We start from the raw sequence: 21709 nt of genomic DNA, 5'->3' as shown, positions 1-21709 counted from the left end.
GGACGCGTCATGAAATATACCTTTCCCGATAATTTCTGGTGGGGCAGCGCAAGCTCCGCTCTCCAGACCGAAGGGACACGAGAGGGTGAAACCACATGGGATTACTGGTTTGCCCGCGAGCCGAACCGTTTTCACAACGGCGTGGGTCCACAGCAGACCTCCACGTTTTATCAACACTGGAAAACGGACATTCAGCTGTTAAAGCAGCTGAATCACAACAGCTTTCGCACTTCCATAAGCTGGGCGCGCCTGATCCCCGACGGTATCGGTGAAGTGAATCCGAAGGCAGTCGAATTTTATAATCAGGTCATTGATGAGCTGATCAAACAGGGCATTACGCCGTTTATCACCCTGTTCCACTTCGACATGCCGATGGCGATGCAGGAGATCGGCGGCTGGGAAAACCGTGACGTGGTGGAGGCTTACGCCCGCTATGCGCAGGTTTGCTTCGACCTGTTTGGCGACCGCGTGCTGCACTGGTTTACCTTCAACGAGCCGATCGTCCCGGTGGAAGGCGGTTATCTGTACGACTTCCATTACCCGAACGTGGTGGATTTCCGCCGGGCGGCCACCGTGGCGTACCACACCGTGCTGGCCCATGCGAAGGCCGTTCAGGCCTACCGTGCGGGCCATTATGCCGGGGAGATCGGCATCGTGTTAAACCTGACGCCGTCGTATCCGCGCTCGCAAAACCCGGCGGACGTCAAAGCGGCGCACGTGGCCGATCTGATGTTTAACCGCAGCTTCCTCGACCCGGTTCTGCGCGGGGAGTATCCGGCCGACCTGGTGGCGTTGCTGAAAACCCACAATCAACTGCCCGCCTGTAAACCGGAAGACAGTCTCCTGATTGCGGAAGGGAAAATCGACCTGCTCGGCATTAACTACTACCAGCCGCGTCGCGTGAAGTGTCGTGACAGCGCGGTGAACCCGCAGGCACCGTTTATGCCGGAGTGGTTCTTTGAAAACTACGAGATGCCAGGCCGCAAGATGAACCCGTACCGTGGCTGGGAAATCTACGAACCGGGTATTTACGATATTCTGGTTAACCTGCGCGACAATTACGGCAATCCACGCTGTTTTATTTCTGAAAACGGTATGGGCGTCGAAAATGAGCAGCGCTTTATTGAAAATGGCCAGATAAACGATCAATACCGCATTGATTTTATTTCCGGGCATTTAACCTGGCTGCATAAAGGTATTAGCGAAGGGTGCAATTGCCTTGGTTATCATATGTGGACCTTTATTGATAACTGGTCGTGGTGCAATGCGTATAAAAATCGCTATGGATTTATCCAGCTCGATTTGGAAACGCAGCAGCGCACCCTTAAAAAGAGCGGAGAGTGGTTTGCCGCCACCTCATTAAATAATAGTTTCGATATCTAAAGAGAGAGATGATGATTGCCTTAGAAGAAGCGGTTATGGAAATCATCGTCAATGCGGGTCAGTCGCGCAGCCTGTGCTTTGAAGCACTGCACGCTGCGCGGCAGGGCAACATTGACGAAGCCAAAAGCCTGCTGCGTGAAGCCGATGGCTACGCGCGACAGGCGCACAAGATGCAGACCAAACTTATTGAGCAGGATGCGGGTGAAGCCCGTCAGCCGATGACCTTAATTATGGTTCATGCCCAGGATCATTTAATGAATTCGCTATTAGCGCGTGAATTGTCGGAAGAAATAATTCATTTATATCAGAGATAATCTATGGCGAAATAAATTAATGTAATACCTCTGTACCTAAAATAGAATTCCACTTGTTCTGATGATAGCGACATACTCTGTCAGTTCGGAGCGGGATGGTTATTGTCTGAATAAAATTAAACTATATTGAGATAACCATGAATACGATTAAAAAACTTCCATTAACCATGGCGGTTATCGCCGCGCTTTGCCCAATTTCTGTCCTCGCCCAGGAATTTACGCAGGAGCAAATCGACGCCATCGTGGCAAAAGCGGTGGATAAAGCCCTGGCCGAACGTCAGGCCAAAATGGATGCCGCCGTGGCGAAAAAAGCCGACGTGGTCACCGAGCCGCAAAGCGCGGCGCAATCCCCGGACATGGCGATTCCGTTCGGTATTAAATTTACCGGTTACGCCCGCTACGGCGCGCACTTCCAGGCTGCTGACCAGAAGTATGTGGCGGTAGACGGCTCCTATAACGGGGCATCTGCCATTGGTCGTCTGGGTAACGAAGGCAACGGCGGCGAATTCCAGCTCTCCAAAGCCTTCAAGGGTGACAACGGCGCCATCTGGGACATCAACGTGATGATCGACCACTGGGGCGATGAAGTTAACCTGAAAAAAGCCTTCGCCGGTGTAACCAACATTATGGCCTCCAACCCGAACGCCTATTTCTGGGCCGGTCGTGACTTCCACCAGCGTCCGCAGCAGGGCATCAACGATTACTTCTGGATGAACCACGACGGCCAGGGCGCCGGGGTGAAGAACTTCGACATCGGCGGCGTGCAGTTCGACGTGGCCGCCGTGGCGGCGGTGGAATCCTGTAGCCCGGAAGTACTGGAAGATGAAGCGAACCCGTCGCGCATCACCTGTACCGGCGGTTCCGGCACGGGCGACAAAGGCAACTATGCGGCAACCTCAAAAATCCACGGCATGAAGGTCGGTCCGCTGGATCTGGAGCTGTACGCTAACTACGGCTTTGACTCAAAAGCCGTGGAAAGCGACGAACGGCTGAACGCCTGGCAGGGCGGCGTGGTGCTGAGCCACACCAACGACAGCGGCGTGAACAAGGTGATCGCCCGTTACTCCGATAACGCAGACAACAGCGTGTTCAACAAAACCGAGGATCTGACCACGGTTTACGCCAGCTTCGAAGGGCTGCACAAATTCACTCCGCAGACCCAGGTGGAGTATATCCTCGCCTTCCACGACTACGACAACAGCCGTGATAAAACGGACAACCGTAAGAACTACAACGCCATTGTGCGTCCGATGCACTGGTGGAACGACGTCCACTCCACCTGGCTGGAAGCGGGCTGGCAGCATGTGGATTACGACAACGGCGGCGATAACAAGGGCTGGAAGCTGACCCTCTCCCAGAACATGTCGATCGCCATGGGGCCGGAGTTCCGTCCGATGCTGCGCTTCTACGTAACCGGCGGCAAAGTGGATAACGAACGCACCGCCCGCGTGAACGGCACCAAAGACGAGACGCTTGACGACTTCAACGTCGGCGCAATGTGGGAGGCGTGGTTCTAAGCAAGGTAGAAGCAAAACGGCAACGATAGTTGCCGTTTTTAGTGTTTGCTCCCTCTCCCCGTGGGAGAGGGCCGGGGTGAGGGCACCAAGCCGCATCCCATCATGCTATGCTGTTGACCGAATTAACGACAACATAGCAGGGGAGAACATGGGTTCCACACGTAAAGGGATGTTAAACGTCCTGATTGCCGCCGTTTTATGGGGCAGTTCAGGGGTGTGCGCGCAGTACATCATGGAGAAAAGCCAGATCTCTTCGCCTTACCTGACGATGATTCGCCTGCTGTTTACCGGCGTGATCCTGCTGACCCTCTCCTTCGTTCACGGCGACAAGATTTTCTCGGTCATCAAACATCGCAAAGACGCCCTCAGTCTGCTGTTTTTCTCGCTGGCTGGCGCCCTTACCGTACAGCTCACCTTCCTGCTGACGATTGAAAAATCCAACGCCGCTACGGCCACCGTGCTGCAATTTCTGTCGCCGACGATTATCGTCGCGTGGTTCGCGCTGGCAAGCAAAAAGCGCCCCGGCGTGTTTGTCCTGTCCGCGATAGTGACCTCGCTTGTCGGCACGTTCCTGCTGGTGACCCACGGCGACCCCACTTCGCTCTCCATCTCCCCTGCAGCGCTGTTCTTTGGCATTGCCTCGGCCTTTGCCGCCGCGTTTTACACCACCTACCCGTCAACGCTGATTGCCCGCTACGGCACGCTGCCGATTGTCGGCTGGAGTATGTTGATTGCAGGGTTAATGCTGACGCCGTTTTATGCCGGACGCGGCACCACGTTTGTGATCGACAGCAGCCTGCTGCTGGCGTTTTTCTACCTGGTGGTGATCGGCACGGCGCTGACGTTCAGCCTGTATCTGAAAGGCGCGCAGATGATCGGCGGGCCGAAGGCGAGCATTCTGAGCTGCGCCGAGCCGCTGAGTAGCGCGTTACTGTCGGTGATGCTGCTGGGCGTGGCGTTCACCCTGCCCGACTGGCTGGGGACGCTGCTGATTGTGTCGTCGGTGGTGTTGATTTCGATGGATTCGAGAAGACGGGTTCAGACATCGGCGTGACTTATGCGTAATAGTGATAGCGACACATCAGAATGGTGAGAGCGCTATCCGACACCCCGTAAACCAGACGGTCAGTGTCGTTGATCCGCCGGGACCAGTATCCGGAAAGGTTGCCTTTAAGGGGTTCCGGCTTACCCAGGCCATCGAAGGGCTGGCGCTTTGCATCCTCAATCAGTTTATTGATTCTGCGAAGCGTCTTCTTGTCCTGCTCCTGCCACCACAGGTAATCGTCCCAGCCGTTATCGGTCCAAATCAGTAGCCTGGTCATCTATCAGATCCCTCTGCGTGGTTTTTCCCGTGTTTGCCTGTTCGATTGACTCCATCAGTCGGCTGGCGTTGGCAGGCGAACTCATCAGATGGATGGTTTCCATCATTGAGTTGTAGTGCTGCAGAGACATCACTACCGCATCACCCCCGTTACGACGGCTGATGATGGTTGTCTCCACGTTGTCATTCACGTCGTCCAACACATCTTTGAGCCGGCTTCGTGCTTCGGTAAACGTCACAACCTGCATACTTCCTCCTGTACAAGTTACGGTACAAGTATATCGGCAAGGTGATTATTTATCAATCAACGTGTCTTTACCTTCCCCGCCACCAGCAGCGCCGTCAGCAGCATCAGCGTGCCGGAAATCACCAGGGGTGACGTCAGCCCCAGATGGTCGAGCGCCACGCCGCCCACCGCCGCACCGCAGGTGTTCGCCAGCTGGATCACCGCCACCTGAATCGACCCGGCTTTCTCCGCCTGATCGGCCAGCGAGCGGGTGATCCACGTCGACCAGCCCACCGGCACCAGCGCAAAGGCAAAGCCCCAGATAATCGCAATCGCCGAGGCGACCCATTTGTCGCTCCCCCACAGAATCAGCACCGCAGCACTGACAGCCAGCACCAGCGGGGCACCCGCCAGCGCCACTTTCAGGGAGCGTTTCAGGAACTGGGACGACAGCGAGGTGCCGACAAAGCTGGCGATACCGAAGCTCAGCAGCACCAGCGTCAGGCCGTCGACGTCAAAACCCGCCATGGTCATAAACACCGGGCGGATATAGGTGAAGAAGGCAAACTGCCCGGCAAAAGCCATAAAGATGGCGGTCATCCCCGCCAGCACGCCAGGGCGCTTCAGCAGCGCGAACATGTTCTGCTTATGGTGCGCCGCTTCGCCCGGCAGCGACGGCAGCGCTTTCCACACCCAAATGATGCAGAGCAGCCCCATTACCGCCGCCGCGTTAAAGACATTACGCCAGCCGATAATCCCGCCGAGAAAACTGCCCAGCGGCGCAGCGATCACCAGCGCGATGGAGACCGCGCCAAAGATAACGGACAAGGCCTTCGGCACCGTACGCGCCGGCACCAGACGCATGGTGAGCGAGGCAGACATCGCCCAGAAACCGCCAAGCCCCAGGCCAAGACAGGCGCGCCCCAGCAGCAGCAGGGTGAAGCTTTCCGCGAAGGAAACCAGCAGGCAGGAGAGTGTCAGCAGGACGCTGAACAGAATGACCACTTTACGGCGGTCAATCGCGCCAATTACCTGGGTGATAAACAGGCTGGCGAACATTGCCACAAACGCGGTGACGGTAACGGACTGCCCCGCCACGCCTTCAGAAATGCCCAGGTCCTGCGCCATCGGCGTCAGCAGGCTAACCGGCAGAAACTCAACGGTAATCAGGCAGGCGACGCAGAACGCCACGGAAAAAACCGCCGACCAGTTGGGGCGAGTAACCTCTTTGGTCTGCGGTTTGGTCGAGGGCTGGATATGTTCTGTCATGGCGTCACCTGAAGATAAAAACGTGCGGAAAAGTCGCGCAGTTTATCATCAAAAGTGTGATGAATTTAACGTTTAGACAACTTTTGACGTTTTGACAGGGGATCAGTGCAGGTAAAACACCCCCTCCTCCGGCAGGAAGAGCTGGTTATAGCGTAGCTGGAAGGCATTCAGCTCCTGCGGATCGGGCTCCATTTCGCGCATAAAGCCGAGCGTCAGGCGGATTTGCGCATCGGTGATTGGCGCCGCCAGGCGGGCTTTACGCAGCATGCGGTGCCAGGTATGCAGATTCTCTTCGCTGCCGTCGACGATGCAGACCTGCCAGATCAGCAGCACCTGTGCCGCGTTTTGCAGATGCGCCTCGTCAGGACGTTCAAGGTAGCGGATAAACTCATTGCCGGGCGTTTTACCGAACTGATCGATCATCGATTCTACCGGCATCGGGGTGATCCCCAGCCGTTCGCTCAAGCGTTTGATGGCGCGGCGGGAGTCCGAGGTCAGGACACGAAACCCAACCACAAACACCACGGCAAGCGTTGCCAGCATTATCCAGACCATGCGTTCTCCTTTGAATAGCCGCTCATCATAGCGGGAAACGCAGGGCGTCAACAGCGGGCGGTGCCATAATAGTGAACGGAAAAGACCTTGCAGAAGGGGGTATAAGGCATTAACGCTGGGGATGTTAATATAAAAAAGCCCGGCATCACACACCGGGCAAAGAAGTTACCTGCACACTCAGGCTATTTTTAATTTCTGCGCGCGATTTTCCCGGCGAATTTTACGTTCTTCCAGCACCGCAACCATCGCCATCAGGACGATACAGCCGATGGCTGCCGCATCCAGCGCGGCAAAGGTGCCCGCCCAGCCGGTGAGGCCGAAAATTGGCGTGCCGTCGGCGATCATTCCCAGACCCAGCTTGGCGAAGCTATCGCCGATCAGGTAGGCGAAAGTGCCTTTAATCCCGTCGGCGGCGCCGATCGCTTTTTTCGGAACGAAGCCGACTGCCGCCACGCCGATCAGCAACTGGGGACCAAATACCAGGAAGCCGAGCGCGAACAGGGACGCCAGGTAAACGTACTGATTGCTGGCATGCTGGTAAACGCCCAGGGTAGCAATAATCAGCGCCAGCGCGATGCAGGCCACCAGTGCACGACGACCGTTGGCGAGATCCGAGAGCCAGCCCCAGAGCAGCGTGCCGACCAGCGCGCCCACTTCAAACAGGGTGAAGCCCTGAATCGCCACCTCTTTAGAAAGCTTCAGCTCCTGGAAGGCATACACGGTAGACCACTGGTCGATACCGATGCGCACCACGTACAGGAAGATATTCGAGAAGCAGAGCAGCCAGATCACTTTGTTTTTCAGCACGTACTCAACAAAGATCTGCCATTTGGTCATCTCGTTTTCTTCGGTCTCTTTGTCCTCTTCGCTGATCTCCTCGCCGAACAGCTCTTCGGCTTTGCCAAGGCCGTAAGATTCCGGTGAGTCACTGCCGAAGCGCAGGCCGATAAAGCCGACAATCAGGGCGATAATCGACGGGAAGATAAACATGCCGATCACGTGGCCGTCGAACAGGTAGTTTGCACCGAACAGCGCCACGCCAGCCGCACCTGCCCCGCCGAGGTTGTGGGAGATGTTCCACATGCCGAGGTACGAGCCACGCTTGCGGCGCGGGGTCCATTTGGTGATGGTGGAGTAGCTGCACGACCCGCCGGTGCTCTGGAAGAAACCGCTCAGGGCGTAGAAGGCGATCATCAGGAACAGGCTAACGGAGCCCGCGCCCATGCTGGCGCTGAAGCCGAGCATACAGATAGCGGAGAGGATCAGCATAAACGGCAGGAACTGCTTGGTGTTTTTGCCGTCGGCGTAGTAGGAGACAACGGTTTTCCCCACGCCGTAGGTGATGGAGAAGCCCAGACCGATCATCCCCAGTTGCGTCATGCTCAGCCCGTAGGTCGAGATCATGTCGTTCTGCGCGATGTTAAAGTTTTTGCGGATCAGGTACATGGTCAGGTAGCCGATAAAGACCACCAGATAGGACTGCATGAACGGTTTGAACCACATCTTGCGCCGCACGTCGAGCGGCAGATCCAGGGTCGGCTTGCGCACCTGATTGAGGAAGGCCAGCATGGTTTGCTCCTGAGCTGATTTTTACCTGCGAATGGCAGGCATTGTAAAAATCAGCCCGGAGAGACGCCTGAGACAGCGTCCAGGTAAAACCGGGAAAATTTCTTAGTTTTTCGCCACTCGGGGCGAAAAAGTGAGGCGCATCACGCTTCGCTCGCCTCACGCGGAGCCTGCGCGTGCAAAAACGGCAGTAGCAGCAGCGCAGAGATCCCTGCCGCGATAGCGATCACCGCGAAGAAACCGCTCCAGTGCCAGACGTCGATCACCCGCGCCAGCGGCCAGCCGGAGAGCGACGCGCCGAGGTAGGCAAACAGCCCGACAAAGCCCGTCGCCGCACCCGCCGCCTCTTTGTGCGAACACTCAGCCGCCGCCATGCCGATCAGCATCTGCGGGCCGAAGACGAAGAAACCGGTGGTGAAGAAGCACGCCGCCTGCATCACGTAGCTGGCGAACGGCATCAGCCACAGCGAGCCGACGGAGAGTAATATCCCGGCCGCGAAAATCAGGTTCATCGGGCCGCGGTTGCCGTTGAAGAGCTTATCCGAGCCCCAGCCCGCCACCAGCGCGCCGATAAACCCGCCCAGTTCGAACATCGTCACCGCGGAGTTGGCAGTGACCAGGTCCACGCCGAGCGTCTCGGACATGTACAGATTGCCCCAGTCGTTGATGGCTGCACGCACCACGTATACCAGCACGTAGCAGAGCGAGAGCAGCCAGATATAGGGGTTTAACAAGACGTATTTGGTGAGGATCTCTTTGCGCGTCAGCCCCGCCCCCTCCTGCTGTTGCGCCATTTCCATCTCGTCGTGCCGCCAGTCGCCCACCGCGGGCAGGCCGACGGTTTGCGGCCTGTCACGCAGCCGCCAGCAGAGGAACAGCCCGGCGACAATCGCCAGACCGCCGGCAATCATCATCCCCGCGCGCCAGCCGTAGTGTAGCGCCGCCGCACCGACCACTATCGGGATCAGCGCCCCGCCGACGTTATGCGCGGTGTTCCAGACGGCCCACCAGCCGCCGCGCTCGTTTCGCGAGTACCAGGCGGTGAGCAGACGGGCGCAGACCGGCGCGCCCCAGCCCTGGAAAAAGGCGTTCAGCGCCCACAGCAGGGCAAAGGCCCACAGCGAGGTGGAGAAGCCAAACAGGATATTCACTACGCCGGTGGCAATCAGCCCAACGCCCATAAAGTAGCGGGCGTTGGAGCGGTCGCTGACGATGCCGGAGAAGAACTTCGACAGGCCGTAGGTGATGTAAAACAGCGTCGCCAGCAGGCCGATATCGGTGCGGGTCATTACGCCGCTGGCGAGGATCTCCGGCGCGGCGGCGTTGAAGCTTTTGCGGGTGAAGTAGAACAGCGCGTAGCCGAGCCAGATGGTGATCAGGATATGGCGACGCCAGTAGCGGTAGCGGGCGTCGATTTCCGCTTTGTTACCTATCGGCGCGGCGTTAGCCGGGGTTTTAAACATGGTGGCTCCTTAGCGGCAGGCTGACGCTGACGCGCGTCCCGTGGGTACAGGAGATGTTCAGCGTGCCGCCCAGCGCCTTCACGCGCTCCCGCATGCCCGCCAGGCCAAAGCCCTGCTGCCCGGAGCCCGGTGGCAGGCCGCAGCCGTCGTCTTCAATCACCAGCCTGATGTTCTCATCCTGCTGCCAGCCCTGCAGCGTCACCGCGCTGGCGTTGGCGTGTTTGACAATATTGTTCAGCCCTTCCTGACAGACGCGGAACAGCGTCACGCGCTGGCCTTCGCTCAGGGTGGCTTCATTGATGCGCCAGTCGAGATGGCTAACAATGCCGCGGCTTTCCAGCTCCATCTCACGCATCAGAGAACGTACCGCCTGCTCCAGCGAGAGATCGTCGAGCTGGCGCGGACGCAGCCTGCCCAGCAGACGTCGCACCGAGTCGTACACGCCAAGAGAGAGCTGTTCGATATGCGCCCCGCCCTGCTTCACGCCTGCGTTTTCCGCCGCCAGACGCTGGACAATGCCCGCCTGGGTGCGGATGGCGGTGATGGTCTGGCCGATATCATCGTGCAGCTCGCGGGCAACCTCCTGCCGCACGCTCTCTTCCGTCTCCAGCAGGCGCTCCGCCAGACGCCGGTTGCGCGCCAGCTCGGTCTGCAGGGACTGGTTCAGCTCGCGCAGACGCTGAATGCCCGCCCCCAGCAGCAATCCGGTCAGGCTCTGGGCCAGCAGGGAAAGCAGCAGATCCACGGGATGATCGTGCCAGGTCTGGCTGGCAATCAGGGCGATGGCGTTCATCAGGGTCGCGATCAATGCCCCCTGCCAGCCGTAGTGCCAGGCCAGGGCGATGATCGGCAGCGCCAGGCAAAAAGGCGTAAAGCGTGAAAGTTCGGCGGGCAGGCCAAGCTGCAGCCACAGGCTCACCACAAACAGCAGCAGATACCAGATGAGATGCCGGGCGCGCCAGTTCACCGGTTGCGAAACCAGCGCCGGGCCAAGCGGTTGCCAGACGGTGCTGGTGAGGTAGTGCCAGATGACGAGGCAGGTCGGAGCAAGGGTCAGGCCACCGGTCAGGGTCAGCAGCAGCGCGTTAAGCATCTCCTTATCACCCGCCCACGGCAGGGACTGCAGCAGCGCGGCGGCAATCAGCGCCGCCCCCTGGCGCAGCAGGGTGCGCCAGTCGCGCTGGTGGCGATAGCGGGAGATAAGCGCAACCGGGAGGAGCGTGAGCAGGCTTCCGGTCATCAATAAGGGCAGATGCGCGAGGGAGACTTCCTGCGCCAGCCAGACCAGCATCAGCCACTCTGCGCCCAGCAGAACAGGCCAGTAGCCGCGCGGGCATTGCAGCATCAGCCCCAGACGCAGGCCAAAGGGAAAGAGCAGTACCGCCAGCTCCGGGCGTTCCACCAGATGCAGGCTGATGCTCCACAGGCAGAACCAGGCGGCGGAGAAGATAAAGAAGCTGGCAACGACGGCGATCAGCCGCGAAAAGACGGGACTCATTGCCAGCTGTCGAACATGCGGCGGGCCAGCTCAACGTCGTTGCTGACGTTGAGTTTTTCCATCAGGTTGGCGCGATGAACGTGAACGGTTTTCGGCGACAGATCCAGCTCGGCGGCAATCGCTTTCACCGACATGCCCTGGGCAAGCTTCTCAGCCACCTGACGTTCGCGCCGGGTAAGCGGATCCTGACGCCCGGCCGCCAGCTTGATGGCGATATCCGGCGTCAGATAGCAGCCGCCTGTGGAGACGGTGCGCACGGCGGCAATCAGCTCGTCCGGGCTGCAGCGTTTAGAGAGGAATCCGCGCGCCCCCGCGTTAAGGGCCTGCTCCACCAGCGCCGGGCTGTCGTGGACCGAAAGCATGATCGTCGCCATCCCTTTCGGCAGCTGGCTTAACAGCTCAAGACCCGAGAGATCCGGCATCGAGATATCGCAGATACACACCTGCACCCCGCGCCCCGGCAGGCCCGCCAGCGCTTCACGACCGGAGCCAAACTCGGCCACGACCTGAAAATCCGGTTCGAGGTTTAAAAGCTGGGCAAATCCGGAGCGGACGATAAGGTGGTCGTCGATGAGAGCGATGGTGGTCATGTCTATTCCTGCGGTCTGAAAAGCCGGATGGCGCTGCGCTTATCCGGCCTACAAGAGCGAAAGACGCTTACCTTAAGCGATCTATTCGAAAAACACCGCAATTTTGTTAAACATGGTGGGATCGGACTGGTTGCGCGCCACTTTGGTGACGTCTTCCAGCTTGTCGATCTGCGCCATCATCTGCTCCAGACGCTGGTCGTCATTAACCAGTAGCCAGATGCGGCTGTGCTCGCTGCCCTGAATGGGCAGACAAAGAATGCCTTCCACGTTAAACGCCCGGCGGGCAAACAGCCCGCAGACGTGGGTCATGACGCCAGGGTGGTTGCGGACGGTGAGTTCCAGAATGACGTTTTCATGTTGTTTCTGCATGGCTTATTCCCCCACCATCTCAGTATTTGCCGCCCCTGGCGGCACCATCGGATACACTTTTTGTTCAGGGTCGATACGCACGTGGATCAGCGCCGGGCCCGGACGCGAAATCGCCTCCTGCAGCGCTGCGTGGGCATCTTCTTCGGCGTTCAGATCGCAGGTGTGCAGGCCAAAACCGGCGGCAATCTGCATAAAGTTAATCATCCCCGGATAGGTCGCGGCAAACACGCCCTGCTTGTAGAACAGACTCTGCTGCTGGTGTACCAGCCCCAGCGCCTCGTTGTTCATCAGGATAATTTTCACGTCTAACTGGTTTTCGGCGGCGGTGGCCATCTCCTGAATGTTCATCATCAGGCTGCCGTCACCGGAGAAGCAGATGACTTTGCGGTCCGGATTTGCCAGCGCCGCCCCGACTGCCGCCGGCAGGCCGAAGCCCATGGTCCCCAGGCCGCCGGAGGTCAGCCACTGGCGCGGACGGTTCAGCGGGTAAGCCTGCGCGGTCCACATCTGATGCTGGCCAACGTCGGTGGTAATAATTGCGCTGTCGTCCACGCAGGCGGCCACGGCGTTAATCAGCCCGTAGTGGCTCAGCGGGTCGCCTTCGGTTGGGATGGCACCCGGGAACTCGCGCTGCAAATCGGCCACCAGCTGACGCCAGTCGGCGCGGTCGGTTGCGTCCGTCTGCGGGATCAGCTGCGTCAGTACTTCCGCCACATCCCCCTGAATCGCCACGTGCGGCTGTTTGATTTTGCCCAGCTCAGCGCGGTCGATATCCACGTGGATAATTTTGGCATTCGGACAGAACTCCTCGGTTTTGCCAATCGCCCGGTCATCAAAACGCGCGCCCATAACAATCAGTAAATCCGCCTCCTGCAGGATGTAGTTGGTGCTGCGTGCGCCGTGCATCCCCAGCATGCCCAGGGACAGCGGGTGCGCTTTTGGCAGCATGCCGAGCGCCATCAGGGTCATGGTGGTGGGCAGGTTGGCTTTTTCAGCGAACTGACGGATTTCATCCGCGGCGTTGATTGCCCCGCCACCCAGATACAGCACCGGACGTTTGGCGGCATTGATCATGGCGGCGGCGTCGCGCACGCTCTCAGCGCTAAATTCCGGCGCGGGGGCACGCTCGCCCGGTTCCGGCAGAACGTCGATCTCAATCTCTGCGGTCTGGACATCCTTAGGAATGTCTATCCACACCGGGCCCGGGCGGCCGGACTGCGCAATGCGGAACGCATCGCTGATAACCTGAGGAAGCTCGGTGATGTCGCGAACTAAATAGTTATGTTTGGTGATGGGGATAGAGATGCCGTAGGTGTCCACTTCCTGGAACGCATCGGTACCGATCATCGAAGACGGCACCTGGCCGGTGATGCAGATCAGCGGAATGGAGTCGAGACGTGCGTCGGCGATGGCGGTCACCAGGTTAGTCGCCCCCGGGCCGCTGCAGGCCATACAGACTGCCGGTTTGCCCTGGGTCCGCGCCATCCCCTGAGCGATAAAGCCTGCGCCCTGCTCGTGGCGCGCCAGCACGTGGCGGATCTGCGTGCTTTGGCTTAACGCGTCATACAGCGGCAGCACCGTGCCGCCCGGGATGCCCGCAACCGTGGTAATGCCCTGCCGTTCCAGTAAGTGAACGATTAACTGCGCGCCAGTAAAACGCGTCCTGGTGGATGTTGTGCCCGAACTTGCCATGCTCCAGTCCTTTTCTTCTGGGCCGACGTTCCGGGGAGGGTCCTAAACGAAAAACCCCGCCCGGTTTGCGCCGGCGGGGTTTTGGATTCGTGTGTTGATCCAGTCCCTACGGCGCATTGCCGACGACCACCACCACACGCACGACGACCACTGCGGCTGGTTGCGCAGTTTTTAGTAGGGTCGCGGTGTTCATGGATGCAGTCATTGGGGACCTGTGTTTGGAATCATTGAGTGGATTTATACAAACACAGGTTTTTCAGCGTGACAATGGAAATATTTTCATCTGCGCAAAAATGCGTCAGGGATCACGTTTCGTTTACTCAATAAACAGCGCAGGTGATACCCCAAATCTGGCCGACAGCTTTTTAATATGGTTCAGAGTAAGTTGTCTCTGGCCATTCAAAACCCGTGAAACCATTGATTTACTGCCAATTTCGTCCTGAAAATCTGATATTGTCAGTTTATATTGATCCATCAAGGTTCTTAAAACCGCGATGCCGACAGGAACGGACTCCATCTCCTTGCGTAATGCGACGATCTCTGGCCGGTTGGCTTCGAAACGGCTGATTCTGGAGCACACAATATCCAGCAAGGGGCTATTGGGCTCGTTCATGAGCAGATACTCAACCAGTTCAAGCGCATCCTTATAATCTTTCTCGCTCGGCTGTTCACCCAGTAAAGGAACGGCCGCAACAAGGGCATGCGTAGCTTTCATTGCATCAGCGACGATCATCATTTCTTCCCCTTAGTGCGATGTTTCTCCGTAAAACGGTCATATTCCTTATGAGTAAAAACATGGCGCACATAAAACTTTTGGCTTTCAAAGAAGATGAGAGCCACTACTCTGAGATTGTTGTTTGCAATATCAATAACATAATGCTTATCCAGATACTTAAAATTATCCAGCGTCGGAAAAAGTTTCTTCAGCGCAGCAGGCGTTGCGCAATGACTCTTTTCTATGGTGCGACTCAGAAAGAGGAGTTCTTCCTTATGCTGCGGAAAGTGGGTTACCGCATCCAAAATAGCTTTCATCGAGATTAAATGCATACTGCATGCCTGCCGCGTCCGTTGCCATTATGGCAATGATGACATTCATTGCCAATAAGTCAACAGGCATTTATCCAGGTTGCCCAGAAAACAAAAAACCCCGCCGGAGCGAGGTTTTTATCAGGGTTTTGCGGTTGGTCGCCGCAGAACACACTGTGTTACGTCAACGCAAAAAGTATACGCGATCGAAGACGAACGCGCAATTGAGGCACGGATTTTGACGTTTTTGAGTATGGATCGCCTTCCAGATTTTGTCCACAAAATACTGTTCATGCATACAGTATTTATCTATACTGAAGGTGTTCGCAGTGAGCGAGGGGGCCGCAGTTCTACCGGCGCAACGAAGTCCTGGCTGAAACGGGTGGTGCCGTCAGTGCCTTAACCCCTGAAGTGAGCACACTGTGTTACGTCAATCCAGGTGCTGGCAACAGGCGGCGGAAAGGTACGCCAGCATCGTGCTCCTTTTAACCAAAAGGAGACGCGTATGAGCGTAGTGGATATGGTGATACTTATCCTCAAACTCATTGTTGCAGTACTGCAACTGCTTGATGCTGTCCTGAAATACCTTCGGTGATTCAGGTTCAAGTCGCACCTGAGAGGGGCGGGCAACCGCCCCTCTTTAATAACGAGGGAATGCTATGTCGCGTCTGTTAATTGAGCCTGTTACCCCAGAAGAGCCGGGGTACATCGCCCTGAAGGCGGAGAGTATCGCACTGAATTTCAACATGCTGCGCAGGCTGGAAGAGAACTGGCAACGCGGCGAAAACCGCTTTAACGCGCCGGGTGAAAAGCTGCTGGGGGCGTTTCTTAACGGCAGGCTGGTGGGCGTATGCGGGCTTAACCGCGATCCGTTCAGCCAGCAGCCACGCGCCGGGCGTATTCGCCATCTCTACGTCAGTGAGAAGTGCCGCGGGATGGGCATTGGCAAACAGCTTTTAAGCGTGGTGATGGCCGATGCCAGCATCTGGTTTGATTTTCTCAATACCCATGCGCCGGACAGCGCGTATGGCTTCTATCACCAGGCGGGCTTCAGGCTGGTGTCTGACGAACCGCGGGTGACGCACCGTCTTTTCTGCGCGGTCTGAGCGGCTGGCAGCATCGGGTTGTGAATGTTACAGTTGAGTGACAATTCACCATCCGATACGCCATGACCATCACCGTTTTCTGCATTTTACTCTTCGCCGCACTGCTGCATGCCAGCTGGAACGCCATCGTTAAAGCCGGAACGGACAAGCTCTATTCTGCGATCAGCGTCAGCGGCTCCGCCACGCTAATCGCTCTGGTATTACTGCCTTTCTCTCCTCAGCCCTCCGCCGCCAGCTGGCCGTTCCTGATCGTTTCCTGCGCCTTACAGGTGGTGTATACGGTTCTGGTCGCGAAGACCTATCAGGTCTCGGATATGAGCCAGACCTATCCGCTGATGCGCGGTACCGCACCGCTGCTGGTGGCGCTGGTAAGCGTACTGGTGCTCGGCGATAGTCTCTCGTGGCTTGCCTGGTCCGGCATCGGGGTGATCTGTCTGTCGATCCTGGCCATGGCGATGAACGGACGCATGCAGTCCCGAAAAGGGATTTGGCTGGCGCTGCTGAACGCCTGTTTTATCGCCGGGTATACTCTGGCAGATGGCACCGGTGTGCGTTTATCCGACACCGCGCTGGGCTACACGCTGTGGACCTTCTTTATGAACGGCTTCTGTCTGCTGTGCTGGGCGATGGTGGCGCGTCGGCGTGAAGCGTCCAGCTATCTCCGTCTGCACTGGAAAAAGGGGCTGCTCGGCGGCGTGGGGACCATGGGCTCATATGGCCTGGCGCTATGGGCAATGACGCAGGCCCCGCTGGCAGTGGTCGCCGCGCTGCGTGAAACCTCCATTCTCTTTGGGGCGTTGATCGCGTTTGTGCTGTTAAAAGAGAAGGTTGCGGGTCTGCGCATTGCCGCGGCGCTGGGTATTGCGGGTGGCGCGATCCTGCTGCGCCTCGCGTAAATCACTGGCAACATTAGTTGCCGATCTTGTTTACAAATCCTGCCTTTTTCTGTTTCTCCATTCATCACAGTAATGCTCAATTTGTCATCTCACTGTGGTAGATTCCTCGCGCATTTATGGGAATGCATAGTCACTTATTCTTCATTTTTCTCTTTTGGCAAAAGTATTCAGCGACATGAAAAAACAAAGGAACGTTAACTTATTGTTGATGCTGGTGTTACTGGTGGCCGTCGGTCAGATGGCGCAAACCATCTACATTCCGGCGATTGCCGACATGGCAAAGGAACTCAACGTCCGCGAGGGCGCAGTACAAAGCGTGATGGCGGCCTACCTGCTGACCTATGGCGTGTCGCAGTTATTCTACGGGCCGCTCTCAGACCGTATCGGCCGCCGCCCGGTCATTCTGACAGGCATGTGCATCTTCATGGTCGCGACGGTGATTGCCATCACCACCCACAGCCTGACCGTATTGATTGCCGCTAGCGCCCTGCAGGGTGTTGGTACCGGCGTCGGTGGGGTGATGGCGCGAACCTTACCGCGTGACATGTATCAGGGCACCCAGCTCCGCCATGCCAACAGCCTGTTAAATATGGGTATTCTGGTCAGCCCGCTGCTGGCGCCGCTGATCGGCGGCCTGCTGGACACCATGTGGTCCTGGCGCGCCTGCTACGCCTTCCTGCTGGTGCTCTGTGTGATTGTCACCTTCAGCATGGCGCGCTGGATGCCGGAAACCCGCCCTCAGGACGCACCGCGCACCAAGCTCATCGCCAGCTATAAAACGCTGTTCGGCAACGGGTCGTTTACCTGTTACCTGCTGATGCTGATCGGCGGTCTGGCGGGCATTGCGGTGTTTGAAGCCTGCTCCGGCGTGCTGCTGGGCGCAGGTCTTGGCCTGAGCAGTATGGTGGTCAGTATTCTGTTTATTCTGCCGATACCGGCGGCATTCTTCGGGGCATGGTTCGCCGGACGTCAGAACAAGCGTTTCTCAACGCTGATGTGGCAGTCGGTGATCAGCTGCCTGCTGGCAGGCCTGATGATGTGGATCCCGGGGCTGTTCGGTGTGATGACCGTCTGGACGCTGCTGATCCCGGCGGCACTGTTTTTCTTCGGTGCGGGCATGCTGTTCCCGCTTGCCACCAGCGGCGCGATGGAGCCGTTCCCGTTCCTCGCAGGTACGGCGGGCGCGCTGGTAGGTGGTTTGCAGAATATCGGTTCCGGCGCGCTGGCCTGGCTCTCGGCGATGATGCCGCAGACCGGGCAGTCTAGTTTGGGCCTGCTGATGACGCTGATGGGGCTGCTGATTTTACTGTGCTGGCTGCCGCTGGCGTCACGTGTTCCGCATCACGAGCAGCCGGTTTAACTGCATGATGGCCCGGCTTCTCGCCGGGCTTTTCACAGACAGGGGCGATCATGGCCTGTAACAACGGCTCTGGCGCAGGCCGCCAGGCGCCCTCTTCCCCGTCGTAAAACTGGAAATCCGCGTTGATCGCGTACGGAATTTTCGCCTTTTGCAGCTCACAGGCCATAAAGGTAGCGAAGGCCATTTGCGAGGCGGTCGGTGTAAAGCGGTTTGACTCCCCAACGCCCCAGCCCCCCACCCAGCTGACGTGTCCGGTTTTTTGCTGCCAGCGCAGCGCCGTCGTAATGCGACTGTGAATAGCCGCTTTCTCCGCCGCCGTGCCGGACGTCCACGGGTATTTACCGTTATTTTTCAGCGGTCCCCATGGGAAAATATGCCATTCTGCCAGCAGGTAGTTCTGGCTATGGGCAGGCAGCTTCAGGCTGGTTAAATCCTCCGGCGCGGCGCGCAGGCGCGGTGCGATGAAGATCATGCGCTGCGGGTCGATGTCGTGGATCGCTTTGATGCTTTTTTCATAGACGTGGTTTAACGACGCCAGATTGTGATTAAGCTTGTCAGCCGGCTCATAAATAAGGTCAAACCCCAGCAGCGGGAAGCTCTGACCGAAATAGTGCGCCACAGCAATCCACCAGTTGATCGCCTCTTTCTCGTTGTCAGCTTTCGGGTCGTTTTTATACTCATCAGCCTGATAGGCGATGATCGGGATCACGCCATACTGTTCGCAGGCTTCTACCAGCTTACGCAGGTGGATCAGCCGTGCCTCTGTCGGTTCATCCGCGACGCGGATGCGCACGTGGGTAATGCCTTTAGCCCGAAAATCGCGGACCACCAGCGGGTCAAACTCGCGAATACCGCGCTCGGTGCGCGCCCAGTCCACATCCATCCCGACGCCCAGCTGTTGCGCATAACGGGCAGCTGTCAGCGGCGGCTCAGCGGCAATGGCCCAGCCGGAAGAGATCATTAACGCGGTAGCAATGAGAGGCTTTAACACGGTTTACCCTGGATAAATCGAAAGCATTACCTGTATTTAGCACGCTTTTTCACATTTGGTGTAGCGTCAAAGCGTAATAATTCTTCAGCTTACCCGCACTCTCAGCCAGCCGATAAAGGCATCAATTTTCGGCCACTGACGGCCAGGTAGCGTTGAGACGTAGTAATGCTGATGGCATTTGAGGGTCTTTTCGCCAAACGGTGCAATCAGCTCACCCCGCTCAAGCCGCTTTTGCACCAGCCGCTTTCTCCCCATCGCCACCCCCACGTCATTCATGGCCGCGATAATGGCCAGGTCCGAGCGATCGAAACCAATACCCGATGATGGCGGCATCGTCACCGCGAAATGCTGCGCCCAGCTCAGCCACTCATCCGTGCCGGAATCATTGCTCCAGGCCTGACGGTCGTGCAGTAACGTACAATGGCTGAGAGTATGGGGATTTTTCAGCAGCTCATGCTCGCGGGCATACGCCGGCGAACAGACGGGCAAAATCGCTTCATCCATCAGAAAGTGATGAGACAGGTGGTTTGATGGCGTATCGTCGAAATAGAGCGCCAGATCAATACCGGTTCGCTGCATGTTCACGTAATCATTGCCGGTCAGGATGGTGAGGGATATCGACGGGTAGCGGCGGGTAAAATCCCCCAGCATGGGCACCAGCCAGCACTGGGCGATTGACGGGCGGGAGTAGACCGTCAGCGTACCGGATAGCGCCTGATTTTTGATGTCCAGAATTTCCTGATTCAGGGTGTCGAGGGACGATTTAAGGGTCCAGTAAACCCGTTTTCCCTCCTGCGTCAGCTCCACTTTACGGTGCGAGCGGACAAACAGCTGAATGCCCAGCTCCTCTTCCAGCAGGTTGATGCGGTGGCTCACCGCGCTGGGACTGAGCGAGAGTTCCGCCGCCGCCAGGGCGAAGGACTCATGCCGGGCGGCCACTTCAAAGGTGTACATTTTCGACAGCTGCCAGCCGTTTAACAGCCGGTTTCTGGCGTCATTCGCATCGGTCATCACAATTCTCACACGTTATTTCTGCCCTCAGCATACCGTGCGAGGGTGAATTTATGTGAACCAACGGCGAAATTTCTGCACTTTTTAGAGTTCAGTCACTCAGTTGGTTCAATCTGGCTCACCTGAACGCCAATTTATATCGTTTGTCAGCCCACGCCGTTTTTTCGTCCAATACCCGCAAATGACATAGGGGTGAGGTGAGATATGGGATCGCCGGTCTGGGTTGTGACAACGCTGCTTATCAGCATTGTGTTGATTGTTTTAACCATCGTAAAACTGAAGTTTCACCCGTTCCTCGCGCTGCTGCTGGCGAGCTTTTTCGTCGGCGCAATGATGGGGATGAGCCCGCTGGATATGGTAAACGCCATTGAGAGCGGTATTGGCGGTACGCTGGGCTTCCTGGCGGCGGTGATTGGTCTTGGTACCATTCTGGGCAAGATGATGGAGGTTTCCGGCGCGGCAGAACGCATCGGGATGACCTTACAGCGCTGCCGCTGGCTGTCAGCAGACGTGATTATGGTGCTGGTAGGCCTGATCTGCGGCATTACGCTGTTCGTGGAAGTGGGCGTGGTTCTGCTGATCCCGCTGGCATTTTCCATCGCCAAAAAGACCAATACCTCCCTGCTTAAGCTTGCCATTCCACTCTGTACCGCGCTGATGGCGGTGCACTGCGTGGTGCCGCCGCATCCGGCTGCGCTGTTCGTCACCAACAAACTAGGTGCGGACGTCGGAACGGTGATTGTCTACGGTTTGCTGGTGGGCCTGATGGCGTCTCTGGTCGGTGGCCCGCTGTTCCTGAAGCTGCTCGGCAACCGTCTGCCATATAAACCGGTTCCGGCGGAATTTTCAGACCTGAAGGTGCGGGAAGAGCATACCCTGCCGTCGCTGGGCGCCACGCTGTTCACCGTGCTGCTGCCGATTGCCCTGATGCTGGTGAAGACCGTCGCCGAGCTGAATATGGCGAAAGAAAGCACGCTGTATACCCTGCTGGAATTTATCGGCAACCCGATAACCGCGATGTTTATCGCCGTGTTTGTTGCCTACTACCTGCTGGGGATCCGCCAGCATATGGGCATGGGTGCCATGCTGACCCATACGGAGCATGGGTTTGGCTCTATCGCCAATATTTTGCTGATTATCGGTGCGGGCGGTGCGTTCAACGCCATCCTGAAAACCAGCGGGCTGGCGGACTCGCTGGCGCATATTCTCTCGAACCTGCACATGCACCCAATCCTGCTCGCCTGGCTGGTGGCGCTGGTGCTGCATGCCGCCGTCGGCTCCGCCACGGTGGCGATGATGGGGGCGACGGCTATCGTCGCGCCGATGCTGCCGCTCTACCCGAACGTCAGCCCGGAGATCATTACCATAGCCATCGGTTCTGGCGCCATTGGCTGCACGATCGTTACCGATTCTCTCTTCTGGCTGGTGAAGCAATACTGCGGCGCGACCCTGCATGAGACCTTCAAATACTATACGACGGCGACGTTTATCGCCTCGGTGCTTGCACTTGGCGGCACATTCCTGCTTTCTTTCATTATCTGAGCGCGAAGAGACGT

General features: G+C 57.6%; 24 protein-coding genes. 9 read left to right on the top strand and 15 right to left on the bottom strand.

What is annotated here, in order from left to right:
- The first annotated feature begins 9 nt into the window (after positions 1 to 9).
- The 4 genes from GM298_RS11800 to GM298_RS11785 all read left to right on the top strand — a co-directional run bounded on the left by GM298_RS11800 (position 10) and on the right by GM298_RS11785 (position 4268).
- Positions 10 to 1383, top strand: a complete 1374-nt coding sequence (locus tag GM298_RS11800; RefSeq protein WP_266154142.1) for a glycoside hydrolase family 1 protein — start codon at positions 10 to 12, stop codon at positions 1381 to 1383.
- 11 nt (positions 1384 to 1394) lie between these two features.
- A complete protein-coding gene (locus GM298_RS11795; RefSeq protein ID WP_008500136.1) occupies positions 1395 to 1697 on the top strand; it encodes a PTS lactose/cellobiose transporter subunit IIA in 303 nt (100 codons plus the stop codon).
- 137 nt (positions 1698 to 1834) lie between these two features.
- Positions 1835 to 3214, top strand: coding sequence for a carbohydrate porin (locus GM298_RS11790; protein WP_025757006.1), 1380 nt, complete (start codon positions 1835 to 1837; stop codon positions 3212 to 3214).
- A 148-nt stretch (positions 3215 to 3362) separates the two neighbouring features.
- The gene (locus tag GM298_RS11785; protein ID WP_266154141.1) at positions 3363 to 4268 is read left to right on the top strand and encodes an EamA family transporter; all 906 of its coding nucleotides are present in this window, start codon (positions 3363 to 3365) and stop codon (positions 4266 to 4268) included.
- A gap of 1 nt (position 4269) precedes the next feature.
- Here the strand turns inward: GM298_RS11785 and GM298_RS11780 are convergent, their stop codons facing one another.
- The 13 genes from GM298_RS11780 to GM298_RS11720 form a co-directional block, all read right to left on the bottom strand.
- A complete protein-coding gene (locus GM298_RS11780; RefSeq protein WP_025757004.1) occupies positions 4270 to 4536 on the bottom strand; it encodes a Txe/YoeB family addiction module toxin in 267 nt (88 codons plus the stop codon).
- Positions 4508 to 4783, bottom strand: coding sequence for a type II toxin-antitoxin system Phd/YefM family antitoxin (locus GM298_RS11775; protein ID WP_047957416.1), 276 nt, complete (start codon positions 4781 to 4783; stop codon positions 4508 to 4510). The genes GM298_RS11780 and GM298_RS11775 overlap by 29 nt, the downstream gene beginning before the upstream one ends.
- A 56-nt stretch (positions 4784 to 4839) precedes the next feature.
- Positions 4840 to 6030, bottom strand: a complete 1191-nt coding sequence (gene nepI, locus GM298_RS11770; protein WP_262784294.1) for a purine ribonucleoside efflux pump NepI — start codon at positions 6028 to 6030, stop codon at positions 4840 to 4842.
- A gap of 102 nt (positions 6031 to 6132) precedes the next feature.
- Entirely contained in the window at positions 6133 to 6585 is a 453-nt protein-coding gene (locus GM298_RS11765; protein ID WP_047957414.1) for a DUF1198 domain-containing protein, read from the bottom strand.
- A gap of 177 nt (positions 6586 to 6762) precedes the next feature.
- Entirely contained in the window at positions 6763 to 8154 is a 1392-nt protein-coding gene (gene uhpT, locus GM298_RS11760; protein ID WP_025757000.1) for a hexose-6-phosphate:phosphate antiporter, read from the bottom strand.
- Between the two features lie 140 nt (positions 8155 to 8294).
- On the bottom strand, positions 8295 to 9614 hold the full coding sequence (locus tag GM298_RS11755; RefSeq protein ID WP_045285317.1) for an MFS transporter: 1320 nt from the start codon (positions 9612 to 9614) through the stop codon (positions 8295 to 8297).
- The gene (uhpB, locus tag GM298_RS11750) at positions 9607 to 11112 is read right to left on the bottom strand and encodes a signal transduction histidine-protein kinase/phosphatase UhpB (protein WP_095449954.1); all 1506 of its coding nucleotides are present in this window, start codon (positions 11110 to 11112) and stop codon (positions 9607 to 9609) included. The genes GM298_RS11755 and uhpB overlap by 8 nt, the downstream gene beginning before the upstream one ends.
- The gene (uhpA, locus tag GM298_RS11745) at positions 11109 to 11702 is read right to left on the bottom strand and encodes a transcriptional regulator UhpA (RefSeq protein WP_045285319.1); all 594 of its coding nucleotides are present in this window, start codon (positions 11700 to 11702) and stop codon (positions 11109 to 11111) included. The genes uhpB and uhpA overlap by 4 nt, the downstream gene beginning before the upstream one ends.
- A gap of 81 nt (positions 11703 to 11783) precedes the next feature.
- Positions 11784 to 12071 carry an acetolactate synthase small subunit gene (gene ilvN / locus GM298_RS11740; RefSeq protein ID WP_006808802.1) on the bottom strand — a complete coding sequence of 96 codons (288 nt, stop codon included), beginning with the start codon at positions 12069 to 12071 and terminating at the stop codon, positions 11784 to 11786.
- A 3-nt stretch (positions 12072 to 12074) separates the two neighbouring features.
- On the bottom strand, positions 12075 to 13763 hold the full coding sequence (gene ilvB, locus GM298_RS11735) for an acetolactate synthase large subunit (RefSeq protein ID WP_025756996.1): 1689 nt from the start codon (positions 13761 to 13763) through the stop codon (positions 12075 to 12077).
- Positions 13764 to 13869: 106 nt separating this feature from the next.
- On the bottom strand, positions 13870 to 13968 hold the full coding sequence (gene ivbL / locus GM298_RS11730) for an ilvB operon leader peptide IvbL (RefSeq protein ID WP_071830013.1): 99 nt from the start codon (positions 13966 to 13968) through the stop codon (positions 13870 to 13872).
- A gap of 111 nt (positions 13969 to 14079) precedes the next feature.
- The gene (locus GM298_RS11725; protein ID WP_045285355.1) at positions 14080 to 14496 is read right to left on the bottom strand and encodes a helix-turn-helix domain-containing protein; all 417 of its coding nucleotides are present in this window, start codon (positions 14494 to 14496) and stop codon (positions 14080 to 14082) included.
- On the bottom strand, positions 14496 to 14810 hold the full coding sequence (locus GM298_RS11720) for a type II toxin-antitoxin system HigB family toxin (RefSeq protein WP_266154140.1): 315 nt from the start codon (positions 14808 to 14810) through the stop codon (positions 14496 to 14498). The genes GM298_RS11725 and GM298_RS11720 overlap by 1 nt, the downstream gene beginning before the upstream one ends.
- 484 nt (positions 14811 to 15294) lie before the next feature.
- Here GM298_RS11720 and tisB point away from each other — a divergent pair, with 484 nt between their 5' ends.
- The 4 genes from tisB to emrD all read left to right on the top strand — a co-directional run bounded on the left by tisB (position 15295) and on the right by emrD (position 18151).
- Positions 15295 to 15384, top strand: a complete 90-nt coding sequence (gene tisB, locus GM298_RS11715; protein ID WP_020684667.1) for a type I toxin-antitoxin system toxin TisB — start codon at positions 15295 to 15297, stop codon at positions 15382 to 15384.
- Between the two features lie 64 nt (positions 15385 to 15448).
- The gene (locus tag GM298_RS11710; RefSeq protein WP_045285322.1) at positions 15449 to 15895 is read left to right on the top strand and encodes a GNAT family N-acetyltransferase; all 447 of its coding nucleotides are present in this window, start codon (positions 15449 to 15451) and stop codon (positions 15893 to 15895) included.
- Between the two features lie 62 nt (positions 15896 to 15957).
- The gene (locus GM298_RS11705) at positions 15958 to 16791 is read left to right on the top strand and encodes an EamA family transporter (protein WP_266154139.1); all 834 of its coding nucleotides are present in this window, start codon (positions 15958 to 15960) and stop codon (positions 16789 to 16791) included.
- 175 nt (positions 16792 to 16966) lie between these two features.
- A complete protein-coding gene (gene emrD / locus GM298_RS11700; protein ID WP_088244421.1) occupies positions 16967 to 18151 on the top strand; it encodes a multidrug efflux MFS transporter EmrD in 1185 nt (394 codons plus the stop codon).
- On the opposite strand, the gene GM298_RS11695 is transcribed toward emrD, so the two are convergent.
- Positions 18054 to 19142: a cellulase family glycosylhydrolase gene (locus tag GM298_RS11695; RefSeq protein ID WP_128338771.1), complete on the bottom strand. Its 1089-nt coding sequence runs from the start codon at positions 19140 to 19142 to the stop codon at positions 18054 to 18056. The genes emrD and GM298_RS11695 overlap by 98 nt on opposite strands.
- A gap of 84 nt (positions 19143 to 19226) precedes the next feature.
- On the bottom strand, positions 19227 to 20153 hold the full coding sequence (dsdC, locus tag GM298_RS11690; protein ID WP_266154184.1) for a DNA-binding transcriptional regulator DsdC: 927 nt from the start codon (positions 20151 to 20153) through the stop codon (positions 19227 to 19229).
- 204 nt (positions 20154 to 20357) lie between these two features.
- Here dsdC and dsdX point away from each other — a divergent pair, with 204 nt between their 5' ends.
- The gene (gene dsdX, locus GM298_RS11685) at positions 20358 to 21695 is read left to right on the top strand and encodes a D-serine transporter DsdX (protein WP_025756988.1); all 1338 of its coding nucleotides are present in this window, start codon (positions 20358 to 20360) and stop codon (positions 21693 to 21695) included.
- Positions 21696 to 21709 lie beyond the last annotated feature (14 nt).

This window comes from Enterobacter sp. HSTU-ASh6 (assembly GCF_026319105.1).
Taxonomy (GTDB): Bacteria; Pseudomonadota; Gammaproteobacteria; order Enterobacterales; family Enterobacteriaceae; genus Enterobacter; species Enterobacter sichuanensis.
The sequence above is the reverse complement of the archived record's forward strand: the minus strand, read 5'-3'. Positions and strand labels throughout refer to the sequence as shown.

Coding starts and splice junctions, on each gene's coding strand:
- GM298_RS11710 (WP_045285322.1), top strand. CDS start 15,449: ATGTCGCGTCTGTTAATTGAGCCTGTTACCCCAGAAGAGCCGGGGTAC.
- GM298_RS11800 (WP_266154142.1), top strand. CDS start 10: ATGAAATATACCTTTCCCGATAATTTCTGGTGGGGCAGCGCAAGCTCC.
- tisB (WP_020684667.1), top strand. CDS start 15,295: ATGAGCGTAGTGGATATGGTGATACTTATCCTCAAACTCATTGTTGCA.
- dsdX (WP_025756988.1), top strand. CDS start 20,358: ATGGGATCGCCGGTCTGGGTTGTGACAACGCTGCTTATCAGCATTGTG.
- ilvB (WP_025756996.1), bottom strand. CDS start 13,763: ATGGCAAGTTCGGGCACAACATCCACCAGGACGCGTTTTACTGGCGCG.
- dsdC (WP_266154184.1), bottom strand. CDS start 20,153: ATGACCGATGCGAATGACGCCAGAAACCGGCTGTTAAACGGCTGGCAG.
- GM298_RS11775 (WP_047957416.1), bottom strand. CDS start 4,783: ATGCAGGTTGTGACGTTTACCGAAGCACGAAGCCGGCTCAAAGATGTG.
- uhpT (WP_025757000.1), bottom strand. CDS start 8,154: ATGCTGGCCTTCCTCAATCAGGTGCGCAAGCCGACCCTGGATCTGCCG.
- GM298_RS11725 (WP_045285355.1), bottom strand. CDS start 14,496: ATGATCGTCGCTGATGCAATGAAAGCTACGCATGCCCTTGTTGCGGCC.
- nepI (WP_262784294.1), bottom strand. CDS start 6,030: ATGACAGAACATATCCAGCCCTCGACCAAACCGCAGACCAAAGAGGTT.
- emrD (WP_088244421.1), top strand. CDS start 16,967: ATGAAAAAACAAAGGAACGTTAACTTATTGTTGATGCTGGTGTTACTG.
- uhpA (WP_045285319.1), bottom strand. CDS start 11,702: ATGACCACCATCGCTCTCATCGACGACCACCTTATCGTCCGCTCCGGA.
- GM298_RS11785 (WP_266154141.1), top strand. CDS start 3,363: ATGGGTTCCACACGTAAAGGGATGTTAAACGTCCTGATTGCCGCCGTT.
- uhpB (WP_095449954.1), bottom strand. CDS start 11,112: ATGAGTCCCGTCTTTTCGCGGCTGATCGCCGTCGTTGCCAGCTTCTTT.
- GM298_RS11780 (WP_025757004.1), bottom strand. CDS start 4,536: ATGACCAGGCTACTGATTTGGACCGATAACGGCTGGGACGATTACCTG.
- GM298_RS11705 (WP_266154139.1), top strand. CDS start 15,958: ATGACCATCACCGTTTTCTGCATTTTACTCTTCGCCGCACTGCTGCAT.
- GM298_RS11795 (WP_008500136.1), top strand. CDS start 1,395: ATGATTGCCTTAGAAGAAGCGGTTATGGAAATCATCGTCAATGCGGGT.
- ilvN (WP_006808802.1), bottom strand. CDS start 12,071: ATGCAGAAACAACATGAAAACGTCATTCTGGAACTCACCGTCCGCAAC.
- GM298_RS11765 (WP_047957414.1), bottom strand. CDS start 6,585: ATGGTCTGGATAATGCTGGCAACGCTTGCCGTGGTGTTTGTGGTTGGG.
- ivbL (WP_071830013.1), bottom strand. CDS start 13,968: ATGACTGCATCCATGAACACCGCGACCCTACTAAAAACTGCGCAACCA.
- GM298_RS11790 (WP_025757006.1), top strand. CDS start 1,835: ATGAATACGATTAAAAAACTTCCATTAACCATGGCGGTTATCGCCGCG.
- GM298_RS11720 (WP_266154140.1), bottom strand. CDS start 14,810: ATGCATTTAATCTCGATGAAAGCTATTTTGGATGCGGTAACCCACTTT.
- GM298_RS11755 (WP_045285317.1), bottom strand. CDS start 9,614: ATGTTTAAAACCCCGGCTAACGCCGCGCCGATAGGTAACAAAGCGGAA.